The sequence below is a fragment of the Flavobacterium sp. genome (assembly GCF_044349645.1).
In the GTDB taxonomy this organism is placed as follows: domain Bacteria; phylum Bacteroidota; class Bacteroidia; order Flavobacteriales; family Flavobacteriaceae; genus Flavobacterium.
This window is the reverse complement of record NZ_JBIKQP010000035.1, coordinates 1-18179: the sequence shown is the minus strand read 5'-3', so window position 1 is coordinate 18179 and position 18179 is coordinate 1. Positions and strand designations below refer to the sequence as shown.

General features: G+C 32.5%; 19 protein-coding genes and 1 tRNA gene. 12 read left to right on the top strand and 8 right to left on the bottom strand.

The genetic code is table 11. From position 1 onward, the window contains the following. The 4 genes from lptB to AC9UFV_RS07760 form a co-directional block, all read right to left on the bottom strand. Positions 1 to 715, bottom strand: a 715-nt coding sequence (gene lptB / locus AC9UFV_RS07775) for an LPS export ABC transporter ATP-binding protein (protein ID WP_509574558.1), incomplete at its 3' end; no start/stop codon positions are given. A gap of 94 nt (positions 716 to 809) precedes the next feature. Next, a complete protein-coding gene (locus tag AC9UFV_RS07770) occupies positions 810 to 1160 on the bottom strand; it encodes a carboxymuconolactone decarboxylase family protein (protein ID WP_509567322.1) in 351 nt (116 codons plus the stop codon). Then, positions 1153 to 1968 (bottom strand): twin-arginine translocase subunit TatC, encoded by an 816-nt coding sequence (gene tatC / locus AC9UFV_RS07765; RefSeq protein WP_509574555.1) that lies wholly within the window; start codon positions 1966 to 1968, stop codon positions 1153 to 1155. The genes AC9UFV_RS07770 and tatC overlap by 8 nt, the downstream gene beginning before the upstream one ends. Next, a complete protein-coding gene (locus AC9UFV_RS07760) occupies positions 1968 to 2933 on the bottom strand; it encodes a KpsF/GutQ family sugar-phosphate isomerase (RefSeq protein WP_509574553.1) in 966 nt (321 codons plus the stop codon). Before AC9UFV_RS07760 ends, tatC begins: the two co-directional genes overlap by 1 nt. 85 nt (positions 2934 to 3018) lie before the next feature. On the opposite strand from AC9UFV_RS07760, the gene recQ reads away from it, so the two are divergent. Beyond that, entirely contained in the window at positions 3019 to 5214 is a 2196-nt protein-coding gene (recQ, locus tag AC9UFV_RS07755) for a DNA helicase RecQ (RefSeq protein ID WP_509574549.1), read from the top strand. Between the two features lies 1 nt (position 5215). Here the strand turns inward: recQ and AC9UFV_RS07750 are convergent, their stop codons facing one another. Further along, a complete protein-coding gene (locus AC9UFV_RS07750; protein ID WP_509574546.1) occupies positions 5216 to 5452 on the bottom strand; it encodes a hypothetical protein in 237 nt (78 codons plus the stop codon). A 110-nt stretch (positions 5453 to 5562) separates the two neighbouring features. Between AC9UFV_RS07750 and AC9UFV_RS07745 the strand changes: the two genes are divergently transcribed. The 8 genes from AC9UFV_RS07745 (at position 5563) to AC9UFV_RS07710 (ending at position 11920) form a co-directional block, all read left to right on the top strand. After that, the gene (locus AC9UFV_RS07745; RefSeq protein ID WP_509574544.1) at positions 5563 to 7125 is read left to right on the top strand and encodes an NAD(P)/FAD-dependent oxidoreductase; all 1563 of its coding nucleotides are present in this window, start codon (positions 5563 to 5565) and stop codon (positions 7123 to 7125) included. A gap of 199 nt (positions 7126 to 7324) precedes the next feature. Beyond that, on the top strand, positions 7325 to 8905 hold the full coding sequence (locus AC9UFV_RS07740) for an NADP-dependent glyceraldehyde-3-phosphate dehydrogenase (protein ID WP_509574542.1): 1581 nt from the start codon (positions 7325 to 7327) through the stop codon (positions 8903 to 8905). Between the two features lie 165 nt (positions 8906 to 9070). Next, positions 9071 to 9598, top strand: coding sequence for an isopentenyl-diphosphate Delta-isomerase (idi, locus tag AC9UFV_RS07735; protein ID WP_509574539.1), 528 nt, complete (start codon positions 9071 to 9073; stop codon positions 9596 to 9598). 8 nt (positions 9599 to 9606) lie between these two features. After that, positions 9607 to 10017, top strand: coding sequence for a 6-pyruvoyl trahydropterin synthase family protein (locus tag AC9UFV_RS07730; protein ID WP_509574537.1), 411 nt, complete (start codon positions 9607 to 9609; stop codon positions 10015 to 10017). Continuing rightward, positions 10017 to 10481 carry a peroxiredoxin gene (locus tag AC9UFV_RS07725; RefSeq protein ID WP_509574534.1) on the top strand — a complete coding sequence of 155 codons (465 nt, stop codon included), beginning with the start codon at positions 10017 to 10019 and terminating at the stop codon, positions 10479 to 10481. Before AC9UFV_RS07730 ends, AC9UFV_RS07725 begins: the two co-directional genes overlap by 1 nt. Continuing rightward, the gene (locus AC9UFV_RS07720; RefSeq protein ID WP_509574563.1) at positions 10471 to 11439 is read left to right on the top strand and encodes a type I phosphomannose isomerase catalytic subunit; all 969 of its coding nucleotides are present in this window, start codon (positions 10471 to 10473) and stop codon (positions 11437 to 11439) included. The genes AC9UFV_RS07725 and AC9UFV_RS07720 overlap by 11 nt, the downstream gene beginning before the upstream one ends. A 62-nt stretch (positions 11440 to 11501) precedes the next feature. Further along, positions 11502 to 11771 carry a hypothetical protein gene (locus AC9UFV_RS07715; RefSeq protein WP_509519662.1) on the top strand — a complete coding sequence of 90 codons (270 nt, stop codon included), beginning with the start codon at positions 11502 to 11504 and terminating at the stop codon, positions 11769 to 11771. A gap of 75 nt (positions 11772 to 11846) precedes the next feature. Next, a tRNA-Thr gene (locus AC9UFV_RS07710) sits at positions 11847 to 11920 on the top strand. A gap of 71 nt (positions 11921 to 11991) precedes the next feature. Here the strand turns inward: AC9UFV_RS07710 and AC9UFV_RS07705 are convergent. Beyond that, positions 11992 to 12993 (bottom strand): M28 family metallopeptidase, encoded by a 1002-nt coding sequence (locus tag AC9UFV_RS07705; RefSeq protein WP_509574532.1) that lies wholly within the window; start codon positions 12991 to 12993, stop codon positions 11992 to 11994. 151 nt (positions 12994 to 13144) lie between these two features. On the opposite strand from AC9UFV_RS07705, the gene AC9UFV_RS07700 reads away from it, so the two are divergent. Both AC9UFV_RS07700 and AC9UFV_RS07695 read left to right on the top strand, forming a co-directional pair. Further along, positions 13145 to 13318 carry a hypothetical protein gene (locus AC9UFV_RS07700; RefSeq protein ID WP_509574530.1) on the top strand — a complete coding sequence of 58 codons (174 nt, stop codon included), beginning with the start codon at positions 13145 to 13147 and terminating at the stop codon, positions 13316 to 13318. 211 nt (positions 13319 to 13529) lie between these two features. Next, entirely contained in the window at positions 13530 to 13865 is a 336-nt protein-coding gene (locus AC9UFV_RS07695; protein ID WP_509574560.1) for a LytR/AlgR family response regulator transcription factor, read from the top strand. Between the two features lie 51 nt (positions 13866 to 13916). Here the strand turns inward: AC9UFV_RS07695 and AC9UFV_RS07690 are convergent, their stop codons facing one another. Both AC9UFV_RS07690 and AC9UFV_RS07685 read right to left on the bottom strand, forming a co-directional pair. Further along, positions 13917 to 15455 (bottom strand): transporter, encoded by a 1539-nt coding sequence (locus tag AC9UFV_RS07690; RefSeq protein ID WP_509574528.1) that lies wholly within the window; start codon positions 15453 to 15455, stop codon positions 13917 to 13919. 40 nt (positions 15456 to 15495) lie between these two features. Beyond that, positions 15496 to 16509, bottom strand: a complete 1014-nt coding sequence (locus AC9UFV_RS07685; RefSeq protein WP_509574526.1) for a hypothetical protein — start codon at positions 16507 to 16509, stop codon at positions 15496 to 15498. Positions 16510 to 16610: 101 nt separating this feature from the next. Here AC9UFV_RS07685 and proS point away from each other — a divergent pair, with 101 nt between their 5' ends. Beyond that, positions 16611 to 18089, top strand: coding sequence for a proline--tRNA ligase (proS, locus tag AC9UFV_RS07680; RefSeq protein ID WP_509574524.1), 1479 nt, complete (start codon positions 16611 to 16613; stop codon positions 18087 to 18089). Positions 18090 to 18179: the final 90 nt, after the last annotated feature.

Here is an 18179-nt window from a genome sequence, read left to right as displayed (position 1 = left end):
ATTCAAAATTTTGACCAAGGTAAACTCTTCGTACCATTTCATCCTCAACTAATTCTTCAGGAGTTCCGGCTTTTAGAATTCCTCCTTCAAACATCAAGTAGGTTTTGTCAGTGATGGCTAATGTTTCTTGAACATTATGATCGGTAATCAAAATCCCAATATTTTTATTTTTTAATTGCGCTACAATTCTTTGAATGTCTTCAACGGCAACTGGGTCAACACCCGCAAATGGCTCGTCTAGTAATATAAATTTCGGATCGGTTGCCAAACATCTTGCAATTTCTGTTCTACGTCTTTCTCCGCCTGAAAGTAAATCTCCGCGATTTGTTCTAATGTGATTAAGGCTAAATTCTTCAATTAAACTCTCCATTTTTGCCTCTTGTTCTGCCTTGGTGTAGTTAGTCAATTGCAGAACACTTAATATATTATCCTCAACACTCAGCTTTCTAAAAATGGAAGCTTCTTGTGCCAAATACCCGATTCCTTGTTGTGCTCTTTTATACATTGGAAAATCAGTAATATTCATATCGTCAAGATAGATATTTCCAGAATTTGGTTTAACCAAACCTACAATCATATAAAACGAAGTAGTTTTTCCCGCACCATTTGGTCCTAAAAGCCCAACAATTTCACCTTGGTTTACTTCAACTGAAATCCCTTTTACAACACTTCTCCCTTTGTATGTTTTTACTAAATTTTCCGCTCTTAATATCATATTTTTTGGTTATTTGAGAGTCTCATTTTTATAATCACAAATTAACGAATTACAAAATTACCGATTCACCACATTAACATTTATTTAGTTTAGGCTATTTCTTTTGGTCTTCTAATGCTTCCCAAAATTCATAGGCTCTTCGCAAATGTGGAATTACAATTGTACCACCTACTAACGTTGCAATACCCATTGCTTCCATCATTTCTTCTTTGGTTACACCCAATTTATAACTGGTTTCAAGATGGTATTTTACGCAATCATCACATCTTAAAACTGTAGAAGCAACCAATCCCAAAAGTTCTTTAGTTTTTACATCTAAAGCACCTTCAGCATAAGCATTGGTGTCTAAATTAAATATTCTTTTTACGATTTTGTTATTGTCTGCCAATAACTTCTCGTTCATTTTTGATCTGTAATCGTTGAATTCAGATAGGATATCAGCCATTTTCTTTTAATTTATTTTTATGAACAAATACAGAGATGAAAATACTTGCTTCATAGATTAATAACATTGGTATAGCAACAATAATTTGGCTTACAACATCTGGAGGCGTAACTATAGCAGCAATCAATAATACAATTACAACTGAGTATTTTCTATATTTCCTAAGAAATGTTGGGGTCACCAAGCCTAATTTGGTTAAGAAATAAATGATAATAGGTAATTCAAAAAACAATCCACTCGCAATTACAGACGTTTTCATCATGCCAATGTAAGAGTCAATGGTAAATTGATTTTGTACCATTGCACTAACAGAAAAGGTTGCGCAAAAGTTAATTGACATCGGAATAATTACATAATAGCCGAAAATAACTCCCATAAAAAACAATAAGGAGGCAACAAAAATAAATACACGAACATTTTTTCTTTCTTTTTCATATAATGCTGGACTAATGAACTTCCAAAACTCCCATAAAATATATGGAAAAGCCAAAATAAATCCTGCTGTTAAACAGGTCCAAATAAACATATTCACTTGCCCTTCCATGTCCGTATTCTGAATAATAAAAGGCAATTCAGTGATGCAAATACTATCTGCAACACCTAATTGATGTGACAATTCACAAAAATAGGTATAAGTAAAAAAATCAGTGCTTGTTGGGGCGAAAATAATATTTTCAAAAATAAAATCACTAAAAAAGTAAGTAACTATTGCCATAATAATTACCGCAGAAGTACTTCTAACCAATAACCATCTCAATTCCTCAAGATGATCTAAAAACGACATTTCATTCAATGCTTTCTTCGCCATTATACAATTCCCTCTTTTAGTATGTCATGCAAATGTAATACTCCTTTGTATTCCTCTTGATCGGCAACAATCAATTGGGTAATTGAGAAATCTTCCAAAATATTTAAGGCATCCGTTACCATTGATGATAATTGAATGGTTTTAGGATTTTTAGTCATAATATCTTTTGCAGTTAAATGTGCAAAGGTATCATTATTATTAAGCATTCTTCGAATATCACCATCGGTAATTATTCCAATTACTTTATTGTTTTCAATTACTGCAGTAACACCTAGTCGTTTTTCTGAAATCTCAAAAATTACCTTTTTGATATTCGTATCAGGTCTAACTTCAGGTTTGTGACTTTGATCAAGCATATCTCCTACACGAAGTAATAATTTTTTTCCTAAAGCCCCACCTGGATGGTATTTTGCAAAATCTTGTGCATTAAATCCTCTCAATTCCATTAAACAAACTGCCAGTGCATCGCCCATAACTAATTGGGCAGTGGTGCTATTTGTAGGTGCTAAATTATTTGGACAAGATTCACTTTCAACAGTTGTGTCTAAAATAAAATCGGCACCCTTTGCTAAAAATGAAGTAGTGTTTCCTGTAATTGCAATTAAAGAATTCCCAAAATGTTTCAAAATTGGAACTAGAACTTTAATTTCGGGACTATTACCACTTTTTGAAATACAAATTACCACATCATCGGGCTGAACCATACCTAAATCGCCATGAATAGCTTCAGATGCGTGTAAAAAAAGCGATGGTGTGCCCGTAGAATTCATCGATGCTACAATTTTTTGAGCAATAATTGCACTTTTCCCAATGCCCGTAACGACTAATCTACCTTTTGAATTATAGATAATTTCTACTGCTTTTAAAAAGTCATCTGTTAGTAAATCAGCAAGTTTCGCTATAGATTTGCTTTCAGATTCGATTGTTTTTTTAGCAATCTCTAAAATATTTTTGTTTGTTTTCAAAACAGATTTTTATAAAGTTTGTATTTATTAAAGATATTCGTATCTTTATGAACCACAAATTTATGTAAAATACTATTAACTAAGAATGAAATCTAACGAAATTGACATTCATAAGGAATTAAAAAAATATTTTGGCTTCAACCAATTCAAAGGTTTGCAAGAACAAGTCATTAGAAGCCTAATAGCTGGTAAAAATACATTTGTTATTATGCCTACTGGTGGAGGTAAATCCCTTTGTTATCAATTACCCGCATTAATGAAGGAAGGAACTGCAATTATTGTCTCTCCTTTAATAGCCTTGATGAAAAATCAAGTGGACGCCATTCGGAGTTTATCTTCAGAAAATGGTATTGCTCACGTTTTGAATTCTTCTTTAAATAAAACAGAAATAAATCAGGTTAAAAAAGATATTACCTCAGGATTAACTAAATTACTATATGTAGCCCCAGAATCTTTGGCGAAAGACGAATATATAAAGTTTCTTAAAAATATTAATATTTCATTTGTTGCTATTGACGAAGCACATTGTATTTCTGAATGGGGACATGATTTCCGACCAGAATATCGAAATTTGAAAAATAGCATTAAGTTATTAGGTAATGCTCCAGTTATTGGTTTAACCGCAACAGCAACGCCAAAAGTTCAAGAAGATATTCTAAAAAATCTTGAAATGGCTGATGCAAATACTTTCAAGGCATCATTCAATCGCCCAAATTTATTTTACGAAGTTCGTACAAAAACTAAAAATATAGAATCTGATATTATCCGATTTATAAAACAAAATAAAGGTAAATCAGGAATAATTTATTGCTTAAGCAGAAAAAAAGTAGAATCAATTGCGCAAGTTTTACAAGTTAATGGAATTAGCGCCGTACCCTATCATGCTGGTTTAGATGCAAAAACCAGAGCAAAACACCAAGACATGTTCCTAATGGAAGATGTAGAAGTTGTTGTGGCAACAATTGCATTTGGAATGGGAATTGATAAACCAGACGTTCGATTTGTAATTCATCATGACATTCCTAAATCACTTGAAAGCTATTATCAAGAAACGGGTCGTGGCGGACGAGATGGTGGTGAAGGGCATTGTTTGGCTTACTATTCTTATAAAGATGTTGAAAAATTAGAAAAATTCTTATCAGGTAAACCCGTTGCAGAACAAGAAATTGGTTTTGCGCTACTTCAAGAAGTGGTGGCTTATGCCGAAACATCAATGTCACGTAGAAAATTCTTGTTGCATTATTTTGGTGAAGAATTCGATACCGAAACAGGCGAAGGTGGCGATATGGACGATAATGTTCGAAATCCAAAAAACAAAATTGAAGCCAAAGATCAAGTGGTTAAACTACTTGAAATGGTTCGAGATACGAAGCATTTATATAAATCTAAAGAAATTGTATTTGCTTTAACTGGTAAAGTAAATGCCATGATAAAAGCGCATAAAACCGATACCCAACCATTCTTTGGCTGTGGATCTGATTTCGAAGAGCGTTATTGGATGGCTTTACTTCGTCAAGTATTGGTTGATGGTTTATTATCGAAAGACATTGAAACCTACGGTATTATAAAAATTACTGATAAAGGTTTAGATTTTATCAAAAATCCAGAATCTTTTATGATGTCCGAAGACCATGAATACAATGAAACTGAGGACGAAGCTATAGTAACTGCCGCAAAATCTTCGGGTGTTGCCGATGAAACTTTAATGGTAATCTTAAGGGATTTACGTAAAAAAGTAGCTAAGAAATTAGGCGTGCCCCCTTTCGTGGTTTTCCAAGATCCTTCTTTGGAAGACATGTCGCTTAAATATCCTATTTCTATAGATGAAATGAGTAACATACATGGTGTTGGGGAAGGAAAAGCTAAAAAATATGGTAAAGAATTCGTTGATGTAATTAAAAATTACGTAGATGAAAATGATATTTTAAGACCTGATGATTTAGTTGTAAAATCTACGGGTGCCAATTCATTGAACAAGCTTTATATTATTCAAAACATTGATAGGAAATTAAATCTTGATGATATTGCAAGTGGAAAAGGATTGAATATGGAGACTTTAATCAAAGAAATGGAACAAATTGTCTATTCTGGAACTAAGTTGAATATTAAATACTGGATTGATGAAATTTTGGATGACGACCAACAAGAAGAAATTCATGAGTATTTTATGGAATCGGAGTCAGATAGTATTGAAGAAGCTTTGAAAGAATTTGACGGTGAATACGATATTAATGAATTGCGATTAATGAGAATTAAATTCATTAGTGAGGTTGCGAATTAAATTAACCATAAACCTCACCTCGGTGAGGCTTTAGTCGGTCACGAACAGCGATCATTTCACTTTCATTGACAACCATAAATGCAATAGAATGGAATTCATTAACCACTGAAAAACCGGTAATTTCCAAGTCTAATTTTTCGGATTCTATATATTGTTTAAGGTGAATCACATGGTGTTCCGCTGTTTTTTCAGCGGTTGCACCTCTAAAATCCCATATTAGTTTTATTTGTCTAGTCATGATTTTGCTTGATAGGTCAAAGGTAAGTTTTTGTTATAAAAGTCACAAAGTTATTATCCACAGATCCACTTCAAATTACTACTTTTGCAAATAGATTAATAAAATTAATAATGCCTCAAGAACTTCTATTACAAGTCGCTCCAGAAATCGCAGTTAATGATCAGCTTATTAAGGAACAAGTTGCGAAATTAATTCGTGCTTCTGTAGCTGATATTAAACACATTTCTATTTTGAAGCGTTCAATTGACGCTCGTCAAAAGGCAATTAAAATTAATCTAAAAGTTGCAATCTATTTTCAGCAAGACGAATTCAAAGAAGAAAAGATCCAATTGCCAGACTACAAAAATGTATCAAATTCTCCTGAAGTTATAGTTGTTGGCGCTGGCCCCGCAGGACTTTTTGCTGCATTGCAATTAATTGAATTGGGCTTAAAGCCAATAGTTATTGAACGCGGAAAAGACGTACGTGGTCGTCGTCGAGATCTAAAAGCAATTAATTTAGATCATATAGTGAATGAAGATAGCAACTACTGTTTTGGCGAGGGGGGAGCAGGTACCTATTCTGACGGAAAATTATATACGCGCTCAAAGAAAAGAGGAGACGTTACTCGAATACTAGAATTATTGGTCGGTTTCGGTGCTTCTGATGACATTTTAATTGAAGCCCACCCGCATATTGGTACTAATAAATTGCCTAAAATCATTCAAGATATTCGGGAGAAAATAATTGAAATGGGCGGTTTGGTACTTTTTGAAACTCGACTCACCGATATTATTATAAAAAACAATGAAGTTCAAGGAATTGTAACTCAATCTGGTGATACAATTCTTTCCGATAAAATCATATTGGCAACGGGACATTCCGCAAGGGATATTTTCGAACTTTTAGACCGAAAAAATATATTTATTGAGGCGAAACCATTTGCCTTGGGCGTAAGGGCTGAACATCCACAAAGTCTAATTGATAGCATTCAATACAGTTGTGATTATCGAGGCGAACTTTTACCGCCGGCACCTTATTCTATAGTTAAACAAGTGGGAGGTAGGGGAATGTACTCCTTTTGTATGTGTCCTGGAGGCGTTATTGCGCCATGTGCTACAAGTCCCGGGGAAGTGGTGACAAATGGTTGGTCTCCATCAAAAAGAGATCAAGCTACAGCAAATTCAGGGATAGTTATCGAATTAAAATTAGAAGATTTCGCGCCCTATTCTAAATTTGGGGCTTTAGCAGGTTTAGAGTTTCAAAAAAGTATTGAACAAAAAGCTTGGCATTTAGCCGGTGAAACACAAAAAGTTCCTGCACAAAGAATGATCGATTTTGCTAAAAGCCAAGTATCATCTGAAATTCCTAAAACATCTTATGTGCCCGGTACTACTTCTGTAGAAATGGGGCAAGTTTTTCCTGGATTTTTATCTCAAATATTAAGAGAAGGTTTTTCGGAATTTGGAAAATCGATGAAAGGATATCTAACCAATGAAGCAATTTTACACGCTCCAGAATCTAGAACATCATCGCCGGTGAGAATTCCTCGAGATGCAATATCTTTTGAACACCTTCAAATTAGAGGACTTTACCCATGTGGTGAAGGTGCAGGATATGCAGGAGGAATTATTTCAGCCGCTATAGATGGTGAAAAATGCGCAATAAAGGTTTTTGAAGCACTCAATTTATAAAGATTTTGCCTTTTTAAACGAAAACCTTTTATTTCAAATTATTTTCTCTAAAACCTCCATTTCATTTTTAATAATACATTTTTTTTGTACTTATTTTAATATAATTATGATAATGACAATTCGGTAATTTTTTTACTTAATTTATTTATAATTAGTAACTTAAAATTCAAAATATTCTTAAATTTACAAAAAAAATCTTATGAATTTTATACCTCAAGAATTTAAGATTACCGCGCCCTTATTGCAAAATACCTATCTAGTAAATGGAGAATTGAAGGAATGGAAGGGGCCAACAACCAATGTCTATTCTACAATTTCATCTACTGAAAATTACGAACCTACTTTTTTGGGAACTATTCCAACCATGGGAAATAGTGAAGCTCAAGAAGTGGTTCAAGCTGCAGTAGACGCCTATGATAACGGTCAGGGAAATTGGCCAACAATGAAAGTGGTGGATCGAATAAAATGCATGGAGAATTTTGTCCGTCAAATGAAATTAACGCGAAATGAAGTGGTTAAATATTTGATGTGGGAAATTGGAAAATCACTACCTGACTCAGAAAAAGAATTTGATCGGACTGTAGAATATATTGTTGATACAATTGAGGATTATAAAAAATTAGATAGAAATTGCGCACGTTTTACTAAAAGCCAAGGTATTAATGCTATGGTTCGCCGCGGACCTCTTGGGGTTGTTTTGTGTCTTGGGCCCTATAATTACCCGTTAAATGAAACTTTCACATTACTTATTCCTGCAATAATTATGGGAAATACAGTAATTTTTAAACCGGCAAAATTGGGTGTTTTATTAATTTCACCATTGTTGGAAGCGTTTAAAAATAGCTTCCCAAAAGGAGTTATTAATATCGTTTATGGAAGAGGTCGTGAAGTCGCATCTCCCATAATGCAAACTGGAAAAATTTCCATTTTAGCCTTTATTGGTAATAGTATTTCAGCAATTGCTTTACAAGACCAACACCCAAATAAGAACAGATTACGACTTGTTTTAGGATTAGAAGCTAAAAATCCAGCTATTGTTTTGGCTGATGCCGATTTGGATTTGGCAATTCAAGAATGTGTTTCGGGAAGTTTGTCTTTTAATGGTCAAAGATGTACTGCATTAAAAATAATATACGTTCATGAATCTATTGTTGATGAATTCAATCGAAGATTTGCAGAGAAAGTGGATGCCTTAAATTTTGGTAATCCATGGGATAAATCGGTTTTTTTAACTCCATTACCTGAAAAAGAAAAACCTGCATACATTCAAGGATTGATTGATAATGCTACAAGTAAAGGAGCAAAAGTTATCAATTCTAAAGGAGGACAACATTCTGATAATTATATTTTCCCAGCAATTTTGTATCCGATTAACAAGCAAATGAGGATTTATCATGAGGAACAATTTGGACCTGTAGTTCCCATAATTACCTTCAAAGATATTCAAGAACCATTGAATGATATGGCGGAATCCAATTATGGTCAGCAAGTGAGTTTGTTTGGAAAAGATATTAAAACAATTGCTCCACTGATTGATACATTAGTGAATTTGGTAACTCGTGTAAATTTAAATAGTTCTTGTCAACGTGGTCCAGATGTTTACCCATTTACCGGAAGAAAAGATTCTGCTGTGGGAACATTAAGTATTCACGATGCTCTTCGTTCCTTCTCGATCCGAACATTTGTAGCTTCAAAAGACAATGAATACAACAATGAAATTTTACAACAATTATTAAATAGTAAGGAGTCGAATTTCATAAATACAGATTATATTTTATAGAAATTATACTATCTAAAATTAAAAAAAACTGCAAATATGATTGTAAATTAATTTGCAGTTTTTTTATGGACAAACTTCAAAAGTCGTTAAAAAAGAATCTTCAATTTTTATTTCTAGTGAATTACCATTTCTTTTTTTGTATTTTTGACTGGCAATAAATAATCTATGGTAGAAGAAAGAGTAATATTGGTTAATGAATTGGACGAACCAATTGGAACAATGGAAAAAATGGAAGCTCATGAAAAAGCGGTTTTACATCGTGCTTTTTCTGTTTTTATTTTAAATAATAATAATGAAATAATGCTTCAACAAAGAGCAAACCATAAATACCATTCTCCTTTATTATGGACCAATACTTGCTGCAGTCACCAGCGTGTAGGTGAAACCAATATCGAAGCTGGAACTAGACGGCTAAGAGAAGAAATGGGATTTGAAGCAAAATTGAAAGAGTTGTTTCATTTTATATATAAAGCTCCTTTTGATAATGGATTAACAGAACATGAATTAGATCATGTGATGATTGGATATTTCAACAATGAACCTGAAATAAATACCGAGGAAGTAGAAAGCTGGAAGTGGATGAAAATTGAAGATATTAAGAATGATATGATTAACAATCCTGATATTTATACGATTTGGTTCAAAATAATATTTGATGAATTTTACCATTACATTGAAGATCATAAAATATAATTTACACGATGAAAGTAACCATAAGTAGAAAAGCTCATTTTAATGCAGCCCACCGTTTGTATAGAAAAGACTGGACATTTGAAAAAAATAATGCAGTTTTTGGTAAATGCAACAATCCAAATTTTCATGGGCACAATTACGAAATGATTGTTAGTGTTACAGGCCCAATTGATCCAGAAACGGGATATGTCATGGACGTAAAAATTCTATCAGATTTAATTAAAGCCGAAGTTGAAGATAAATTTGACCACAAAAATTTGAATTTGGATGTTCCTGAATTTCTAGATTTAAATCCTACAGCCGAGAATATTGCAGTTGTAATTTGGAATAAAATTAGAAATAGAATTGACTCAAAATTCGATTTAGAAGTTGTATTGTATGAAACTCCCCGTAATTTTGTAACCTATAAAGGAGAATAATGTCATTAAAAATTGGTGATAAGGCACCGTCTTTTGTAGCAATTGATGCCAATGGAACTTCATTTGACAGTAAAGCTGTAATTGGCATAAAGCCAGTTGTAATTTATTTTTATCCAAAAGACAATACTCCAGGCTGTACCATGCAAGCTTGTGGATTTAGAGATTCCTACGAAGATTTTATCGATTTAGGAGCTGAGGTGATAGGCATTAGTGGTGATACTGCAAGTTCACATAAAAAATTTACTAATCAATACCAACTTCCATTTATTTTACTATCGGATACTGATAAAAAACTCAGAAAACTATTTGGTGTTCCTGATAAATTATTCGGATTATTGCCGGGTAGAGTTACCTATATAATAAATAAATTAGGAATAATCACAATGATATTTGACAGTGTAATGGCGACAAAACACATCTCTATAGCATTAAAATCCTTAATAAATGAAAGCCATGAAATTTGATATTTATCCATTACAATTTGATCCTATTTTGAAAGATAGAATTTGGGGAGGTGAAAAATTAAATACGGAATTAAACAAACCGATTACTTCAAATATAACTGGCGAAAGTTGGGAAATTTCTACTGTTAAAGGTGATGTAAGTGTTATTTCAAGAGGAGCTTTCAAAGGAGTTTCCTTAAATGAATTAATAGACAATTTTCCAAATGAAGTTTTAGGGACTAGTGTTTTTGATCAATTTGGGAAACAATTTCCTTTATTATTCAAATATTTAGATGCTAAAACTGATTTATCAATTCAAGTTCATCCAAATGACGAATTGGCAAAAAAACGACACAATTCTTTTGGTAAAACAGAAATGTGGTATATCATGCAAGCCGATGAAGATGCTAGAATTATAGTTGGTTTCAAAGAAAATTCAAATTCGAAAGAATATGTTACGCATTTAGAAAATAATACCTTGCTTGATATTTTAGATGAGGTAAAAGTTAAAACTGGTGACGTATTTTTTCTTGAAACAGGAACAGTTCATGCTATTGGCGCTGGGTTATTGGTGGCTGAAATCCAACAAACTTCTGATATCACCTACCGTTTGTACGATTTTGACCGAGTAGATTCTGAAGGAAATAAGAGAGAATTACACGTTGAATTGGCATTAGATGCCATTAATTACAATAAGGTAGAAACCCAGAAAGGTTACTGTAAGGATGTTAATGTTTCTAATGAAATGGTTAATTGTCCTTATTTCACAACAAATTATTTGAATTTATCTGGCGAATTTAAAGTTTCAAAGTCTGCTACTTCATTCACTGTTTTTATGTGTACAGACGGGGACTTTCAAATAGAATACAAACAAGTTCATTACCAATATTCAAAAGGGGATACGATTTTAATTCCTGCAGTGATGACCGATTTTAAACTTTCAGGGAATGCAACTTTACTAGAAATTTATATTTCATAGTCTTTAATAGAAAGTTTATATGTACTTTTGCAGACGAAAATTTAAATTAAATTAAATATAAAATGGCAAACGTTAGAAATTTAAAAAAAGACATCAACTACGTTTTAGGTGATATTATTGAAGCAGTTTATTTATTTGAAATTGCAACTACTGGAAAACCAACAGACGAAACAAATGCATTAATTGACGAAGCAATTGTAAGTTTTGATTCTTTAATTGGAAAAGTAAACGCAAAAAATGTTGAAAACAAAAAAGCACATTTCAAACAAATCAATGTTGAATTGGAACAAGTTGCTAATCAATTGATTACTAAAATCAACGCTTTACAATAGATAAAACTATAAAAAAAGGTAAAATATATTTTGGATTTTACAAATTCAATTCTATATTTGCACTCGAAATTAGTCGCCAGCGTAGCTCAGTTGGCTAGAGCAGCTGATTTGTAATCAGCAGGTCGTGGGTTCGAGTCCCTCCGCCGGCTCTTTTTGAAAAAACCATTTTACGAAAGTAAAATGGTTTTTTGTTTTTATAAATCTAAATCACTAATATAATCTAATTTCCAGGCTTATCAACCACTGGACGATTATCTCTGTTTGCCAATTCCCATGCTATTGCAAATGCCAATTGCGCTCTTTTTGCTAAGGCATCAAATTCTATTTTATCAGCAGTATCTGTGGGTTTGTGGTAATCTGCATGAACTCCATTAAATAAAAATACAGATGGAATTCCTTTTTTTGCAAAATTGTAATGATCAGAACGATAATAAAATCGGTTAGGATCATTTCTATCATTAAAAGTATAATCTAAATTTGTTTTAATATAATTCTTATTTGCATCTTCACAAATTGTATATAAATCAGACGATAAATAGTCGGAACCAATTATATAAACATAGTCATTTGAATTTTTATGTAAATCATCACGTCTACCAATCATATCAATATTCACATCAGTAATTGTATTTGCAATTGGAAATAAAGGATTTTCTGAATAATATTTAGATCCTAGAAGACCATGTTCTTCACCTGTAACATGTAAGAAAAGTATGGAACGCTTTGGTCCGTTTCCTTCTTCTTTAGCTTTTTGAAACGCTTTTGCAATCTCTAAAACGGCTACTGTTCCCGAACCATCATCATCGGCACCATGATAAATTTCTCCATTTTCAACACCAATATGATCGTAATGAGCTGAAATTACTAAAACTTCATCTGGTTTTTCTGAACCTTTTATGAAAGCCCATATATTTTCTGAATCGGGTAATTTTCCATTTCTTCTAGAATTTAATGACGCTGCAGGTATTCTTTGATAAAAATCAGTAGCTCCGTCAGGAAATGAAATTCCAGCATTAACATATTGTGAAATTAGATATTCACCCGCTTTCTTTTGGCCTTTAGTTCCGGTATTTCGACCTTCCATTTCATCCGAGGATATTATATAAAGATTCGTTTTTAAAGATTCTTTTGAAATTAATTTAATGTATTTTGTTGGTTGTACTTGGGCAAAACTAATTGTACTGAAAATTGCCAGTAATAATGATATGCTATAATTTTTCATAGGTTTACTTTTTTACAAATATCCTAATTATTTTTTTATTTTCTTATTTTCTTTTGTCAAATGAAAATGTTAAAATAATTTTGATTGATTTAAATATTAAAATAATATTCCTACATTTACATTAAGAATATTAATATTAAAATTTATAAATATGAAAAATTTAATTGCAGTGTTAGCTTTATCACTATTTACAGCTTCTATGAGTATGAACGCTCAAGAGAAAAAACCAAAAGCAGCAGACAAAAAAGAATGTGCTAAAGAAACTAAGTCTTGTGACAAAGAAAAAAAAGCAGGATGTTGTGCTAAAATGGCAGAAAAAAAATAATTAAGTCATATATTATTTTATTAAGCATTTGAGAAATCAAATGCTTTTTTTTATATTAAAAAAAGATTTTTTTCGATAGTTGAATTGGATTCCATTTTTGTATATTGTTCAACGGTTAACTGTATTATATTAATGTAGAGTAACTAGTTTCTTGATATCTAATTTAATATAAAATAATTCAAATGATTGTTATAAAAGCCAAGAGAAATTTATTCGTGATTATGTAGCCATTGCTACCGTTGAGGAGATTTATTTTATAAAAATGAATGATATTATTTTTTGTAAATCGGATGGTAGATATACTAATTTTTATCTTCAAAATGGAAAAGTATCTATTTCAAGTAAAAATATTGGGGATTATGAAAGTAGGGTTTTAGACAAGAGTAGTTTTTTTAGAATCCATAATTCCTATGTAATCAATATGCGCTATTTAAAAAGGATTATCAAAACAGATGGGAATAGTTGTGAAATGGAGAATGGCGCTATTATTCCCATATCCAAAAGAAAACTAGATGCATTTAACCGATTTATCAATTTAAAAGAATAGTATAAATAAAAAAGGCTGCACTATAGGCAGCCTTTTTTTTTATATTATCAATTATAATTCAAATGTAATCGAAAAAACAATATTGTTCATTACTGCATTTATTTTGGAAAAATCAGTCATTCCAACATTAAAGAACTGGTACTGGTATTCTCTTTGAGAATGAGAATACGTTAAATCTAATTTTGTTCCTCCAAAATTATAACCTAATCCTCCTGAATATCCTGTTAGATTTCCAATAGTTGTTTGGTTATTGTACGGACTTTTCTCGGTGCGATAACCTGCTCTCAAACTTAAAGCTTTTATTCGGTATTCACCACCAATTCTAAGTTCGGTCGCTACTCCAAGATTGTTTTCAATTTCAGAATTTATATTACGATAATTGTTATTTGGTGAAAATGCCATATTTCCATAATCTTTGATAGAATAATCAACACTTATTAATCCTGATTTTTGATAAATATATCCAAAACTTCCTGTCCATTTCCCTGGAGTCCTTAATCGGTATGGTTCGTAAATATTTACTATCATTGGATTTACATTTACTGTTGGCAATTCACCGGTTGCATTTGCACTAACTGAAGAAATACCTTGAGAAAGGCGATCTGAAATTTCATACCATGTTGGCGATTCATATGCTAAACCCACACGAACTTCCTTATTTAATTTTGCAATAGCTCCCAATTGAAATGAAATCCCATTTCCATATGTGGTCAATTCATTGTCAAATTGCAATCTTTGGACGCCAGACAATAAATTATTCGAATTGTCTTCGTAGAAACTTGTTGTTTGAGTATAATCAATAAATCGGGTATTGATATTAACCCCGAAATAGAATTTATCTTTGTATTGTCCAGATGCGTTAAATGAAAGCTTACCATTATATCCATTTGATCTAATAAAGTTTTCTTGGTAATAATTTCCACCTGAAGGTATTAAAGAAACGTAATTTCTATTCGAAGCTTCATTATAATTTGTAGCTGGATCTAAAATATAAGCTTGATATCCTAAAAAAGCTTGTTGAGTTCCAAATCCGTAATTTGATCCTAAAAAATCATATAAATCAGATATAGATTCTCTAGGTTGGGTTTGTAAATTTAGTAGTGAAACACCACCATTTCTATTGGCGTAATATCTAAAATATTCACCTATGGAATTTGTAGGGTTGGTTCCTGATGAAAAAATAACATTATTTAAATTATTAGCATTTTCATAGTTTAAAGCAAAACTAAATTTGCTCCATTCACTTCGTCTGTCAGTATTTTTAAAAACAAATACAGCACCAAATTGATTTATATCAGCTGAAGTAGAATTTTCAGTGTCTTTTGAGCCAAAATAATTTGATTTATTATTTACTCCATAAGTAGATGTTGTTAAAGCAACTTGGTTGTTTAAAAATATTGCCGAACCCGCTGGATTAACATTTATAGAAGAAAAATCTCCTCCTAAAGCTCCAAATGCTCCACTCATGGCATTAAATCTTGCCGTTCCTAATATGTTGTCTTGCGAAAAACGTAGTGCATCTGTAATATCTTGAGAATATATTAATGTACTAAAGAAGCTTAAAGTCAATAATATTATATTTTTTTTCATTTTCATTATAATTATTAAATGGTGTAAATAAAATCAATGACTATCGTCTACCGCCGCCGACTGAACCTCCTCCAGATCTTCCGCCGCCAAAGCCGCCACCGCCACCGCCATAACTTGGACTTGGAGAATAACTTCTAGGTGAAGAGCTTTCTCCTCTTGGGGAAGATGGCTCCACTCTTACAGGAGTTAAATTTCTTGGGGCTTCATTATCAGCTCTTGGATTTGTAATTTCTGCTCTTGTTGAACTGTAATTTCTAGGATTACTATTGATTGATCTAGGATTACTATCGTTGGTTCTAACGCTATTGAAACTTCTTGGCGAACTTTGATCAGAATTTCTAACTCCATTGGTAAAATTATTTCTTCTACCTGTAGAAGAATTGTCTCTTGTGCTTGTAATCCCAGATCTACCAAAATCGTATCTTCCTGAAACTCGACCGCTTGAACGACCTCCACGAACTCCATTACTGTACGAATAATAATAAGGGTTATTATAATTGTAACCACCCCAACCATAAAAGCCGTAGTTAGGTCCCCACCAATTATTCCAACCCCATCCCCAACCAATATTTGGGCCATACCAATTGTTCCAACCCCAGCCGTATCCTATGTTTGGACCGTACCATGAATTCCAACCTAAATTCCAATTCCATCCATAATTCCAAAGGGAGTTATAACCCCAATTGTTCCAACCCCAATTGTTATCATAAATAGTTATATTTACTGGTTGTTGGTTATTTCCCCATCCAGAATAATTTGTTCTTTCAGTCTCTGTTTGATTTACTACTGAATCTTGAATTGAAGAATAGTTTTCTACATCTGTAAAAACTTGATCTTGCTCATTCTTCTCTCTTAAAGCACTGAAGTAATCCTTATATTTATCAACGTTATTTTCAGCTGCTCTATTCTCATTTTCGTCAGACCCATAAATGCCATCACGATCATAATAAGTGCTGCTTTTTAATGATCCACATGAAACCATTAGCATGCTAAAACCAAAAATTATAAAATAAATTGAGGTCGATTTTGCCGAAGAAAAATAATTAGTTTTCATATCTATGCATTTTATATTGTTGTTCATTACAAAAATAGTTAGTTTTGCCGAACTATTTAGTTAAAATTTGTTAAACAATTTTAGTGCCAAATTATAATATCATGAGCAAGAACTTAACAACACGATCCGAGGATTATTCAAAATGGTATAATGAGTTAGTTGTCAAGGCTGACCTTGCTGAGAATTCAGGAGTTAGAGGATGTATGGTTATAAAACCATATGGTTATGCAATTTGGGAGAAAATGCAAGCCGAGTTAGACAGAATGTTTAAAGAAACAGGTCATCAAAATGCGTACTTTCCTCTTTTTGTTCCAAAAAGTATGTTTGAAGCAGAAGAAAAAAATGCTGAAGGATTTGCAAAAGAATGCGCAATTGTAACTCACTACAGATTAAAAAATGACCCCGATAAACCAGGAAAGTTAATGGTTGACCCAAATGCAAAATTGGAGGAAGAATTAATTGTTCGTCCTACAAGTGAAGCAATTATTTGGTCTACCTATAAAGGATGGGTTCAATCTTATAGGGATTTACCTTTATTAATTAATCAATGGGCTAATGTGGTTCGTTGGGAAATGAGAACTAGATTGTTTCTAAGAACTGCAGAATTTTTATGGCAAGAAGGACATACAGCTCATGCAACAAGAGAAGAAGCAATTGAAGAATCTGAAAAAATGATGCATGTATATGCAGAATTCGCTGAGAATTTCATGGCGATTCCTGTAATTAAAGGTTTAAAAACAGAATCAGAGCGTTTTGCAGGAGCAGATGAAACCTTTTGTATTGAAGCTTTAATGCAAGATGGAAAAGCGCTACAAGCTGGAACATCTCACTTTTTAGGACAAAATTTTGCAAAAGCATTTGACGTTAAATTTGCTAATGCAGAAGGGAAACAAGAATACGTTTGGGGAACTTCATGGGGCGTTTCTACACGATTAATGGGAGCGTTAGTAATGACTCATTCCGATGATCATGGATTGGTATTGCCTCCAAATTTAGCACCTATCCAAGTAGTTATAGTTCCAATATATAAATCAGACGAACAATTAGAGGAGATTACTGCTAAGGTTAATGAAGTAGTTAAAGCATTAAAGAAATTGAATATTTCTGTTAAATACGATAACAGAACCAATCAAAAACCTGGATTTAAATTCAATGAATATGAATTGAAAGGAGTGCCTGTTAGAATTGCCGTAGGTCCAAAAGATCTAGAAAACGGAACTTTTGAAGTTGCAAGACGAGATACTTTAACAAAAGAAATCGTTTCTAAAGAAGGTATTGAAATTTATATCAATAATTTATTATCTCAAATTCAAGAAGAAATGTTTGCAAGAGCATTGAATTATAGAGATACTCATATTACAGAAGTAAATGATTTTGAAGAATTTAAATCAGTATTAGAGGGTAAAGGTGGGTTTGTTTCTGCACATTGGGACGGAACTGCTGAAACCGAAGAAAAAATAAAAGATTTAACAAAAGCAACCATAAGATGTCTACCTTTGGATAGAGTAGAAGAGGCTGGAGTATGTGTATTTACTGGGAAACTATCAGTTGGAAGAGTGCTATTTGCGAAGGCATATTAAAAAAAATCAAAAAAATATACATCAGCTATTGTGCAAATAAAAAATAGTTGTATTTTTGCATCCGCGTTAGAGAAGCACGGTCCGTTCGTC

What these genes read in the sequence shown, in the direction of transcription:
- AC9UFV_RS07770 (WP_509567322.1), bottom strand. Translation starts at nt 1,160, where the DNA reads ATGGCTGATATCCTATCTGAATTCAACGATTACAGATCAAAAATGAAC.
- tatC (WP_509574555.1), bottom strand. Translation starts at nt 1,968, where the DNA reads ATGGCGAAGAAAGCATTGAATGAAATGTCGTTTTTAGATCATCTTGAG.
- recQ (WP_509574549.1), top strand. Translation starts at nt 3,019, where the DNA reads ATGAAATCTAACGAAATTGACATTCATAAGGAATTAAAAAAATATTTT.
- AC9UFV_RS07750 (WP_509574546.1), bottom strand. Translation starts at nt 5,452, where the DNA reads ATGACTAGACAAATAAAACTAATATGGGATTTTAGAGGTGCAACCGCT.
- AC9UFV_RS07745 (WP_509574544.1), top strand. Translation starts at nt 5,563, where the DNA reads ATGCCTCAAGAACTTCTATTACAAGTCGCTCCAGAAATCGCAGTTAAT.
- AC9UFV_RS07740 (WP_509574542.1), top strand. Translation starts at nt 7,325, where the DNA reads ATGAATTTTATACCTCAAGAATTTAAGATTACCGCGCCCTTATTGCAA.
- idi (WP_509574539.1), top strand. Translation starts at nt 9,071, where the DNA reads ATGGTAGAAGAAAGAGTAATATTGGTTAATGAATTGGACGAACCAATT.
- AC9UFV_RS07730 (WP_509574537.1), top strand. Translation starts at nt 9,607, where the DNA reads ATGAAAGTAACCATAAGTAGAAAAGCTCATTTTAATGCAGCCCACCGT.
- AC9UFV_RS07725 (WP_509574534.1), top strand. Translation starts at nt 10,017, where the DNA reads ATGTCATTAAAAATTGGTGATAAGGCACCGTCTTTTGTAGCAATTGAT.
- AC9UFV_RS07720 (WP_509574563.1), top strand. Translation starts at nt 10,471, where the DNA reads ATGAAATTTGATATTTATCCATTACAATTTGATCCTATTTTGAAAGAT.
- AC9UFV_RS07715 (WP_509519662.1), top strand. Translation starts at nt 11,502, where the DNA reads ATGGCAAACGTTAGAAATTTAAAAAAAGACATCAACTACGTTTTAGGT.
- AC9UFV_RS07705 (WP_509574532.1), bottom strand. Translation starts at nt 12,993, where the DNA reads ATGAAAAATTATAGCATATCATTATTACTGGCAATTTTCAGTACAATT.
- AC9UFV_RS07700 (WP_509574530.1), top strand. Translation starts at nt 13,145, where the DNA reads ATGAAAAATTTAATTGCAGTGTTAGCTTTATCACTATTTACAGCTTCT.
- AC9UFV_RS07690 (WP_509574528.1), bottom strand. Translation starts at nt 15,455, where the DNA reads ATGAAAAAAAATATAATATTATTGACTTTAAGCTTCTTTAGTACATTA.
- AC9UFV_RS07685 (WP_509574526.1), bottom strand. Translation starts at nt 16,509, where the DNA reads ATGAAAACTAATTATTTTTCTTCGGCAAAATCGACCTCAATTTATTTT.
- proS (WP_509574524.1), top strand. Translation starts at nt 16,611, where the DNA reads ATGAGCAAGAACTTAACAACACGATCCGAGGATTATTCAAAATGGTAT.